At 60.5% G+C, this 1349-nt stretch carries 1 protein-coding gene; it reads right to left on the bottom strand.

The features are described from left to right. Positions 1-68: 68 nt before the first annotated feature. The gene (locus tag ACW9I6_RS32350) at positions 69-1247 is read right to left on the bottom strand and encodes a BaiN/RdsA family NAD(P)/FAD-dependent oxidoreductase (RefSeq protein WP_003216890.1); all 1179 of its coding nucleotides are present in this window, start codon (positions 1245-1247) and stop codon (positions 69-71) included. Between the last annotated feature and the right edge of the window lie 102 nt (positions 1248-1349).

Genomic DNA, 1349 nt, shown 5'->3' on the forward strand with positions numbered 1-1349 from the left:
ACTGATGTATTAGCTGACACTCCGCCTTCGCGAGCAAGCCCGCTCCCACATTTTTTTACCGGGTTCCGTCAGGCAAATTGGGCAGCGGCATAACCGGAGGCCCACGCCCACTGGAAATTGAACCCGCCCAGGTGACCGGTCACATCCAACACTTCGCCGATGAAGTACAAACCGGGGCTTTTCAGGGATTCCATGGTCTTGGACGAGACTTCCCGGGTGTCCACGCCACCCAGGGTGACCTCGGCGGTGCGATAGCCTTCAGTACCCGCCGGCACCAGTTGCCAGCTCCCCAGTTTGCCGGCGATGTCGGCAATCTCGGCGTGGGTGTACTGCTTCATCGGCTTGGAAACGAACCAGGTTTCGGCCAGCAGGTTGGCCATCTTCTTGGTGAAGATCTCACCCAGCAGGGTTTTCAGCTCGCTGTTCGGGCGCTCCACCTGTTGCGCTTGCAGCCAGGTGTGGGCGTCGTGGTCGGGCAGCAGGTTGATTTCCACGGTGTCGCCGGGTTCCCAGTAGGAGGAAATCTGCAGGATCGCCGGCCCGCTCAGGCCGCGGTGGGTAAACAGGATGTTCTCGCGAAAGCTTTGGTCGTTGCAGCTCACCAGGCAATCCACGGACGTACCGGACAGCTCGCCGCACAATTCCTTGAGCTGGTCGGTGATGGTGAACGGCACCAGCCCGGCGCGGGTTGGCAGCAGTTCATGGCCGAACTGCTTGGCCACTTGATAACCAAAGCCGGTGGCCCCCAGGGTCGGGATCGACAGCCCGCCGGTGGCGATCACCAGTGATTCGCAGCGCAACTCACCCAGGGTGGTTTGCAACTGATAGCCGCCATCGACCTTGGCAATCTCCTGCACCGAGGTGTCCAGGTGCATGCTCACGCCGACCTGGATGCACTCATCCAGCAGCATCCCGAGGATGTCGCTGGACTTGTTGTCGCAGAACAGCTGGCCGAGTTTTTTCTCGTGGTACGGCACGCCGTGCTTGGCCACGAGCCCGATGAAATCCCACTGGGTGTAGCGGGCCAGGGCGGACTTGCAGAAGTGCGCGTTGTGGGAGAGGAAGTTGGCGGGCTCCGTGTACATATTGGTGAAGTTGCAGCGGCCACCGCCGGACATCAGGATCTTTTTGCCGGCCTTGTTCGCGTGGTCGATCAACATCACCTTGCGCCCACGCCCGGCGGCGGTCAGCGCACACATCAAGCCTGCGGCGCCGGCGCCAATGATCACAACTTCGGTCGAGCGCACAGCCATGTCCTCATACAAATTCTGAATTGGAATACAGTCAAATGTGGGAGCGGGCTTGCTCGCGAATGCGGTGTATCAGTCGACAGATTCGGTGACTGACAC

Source organism: Pseudomonas sp. SDO5522_S412 (genome assembly GCF_054071215.1).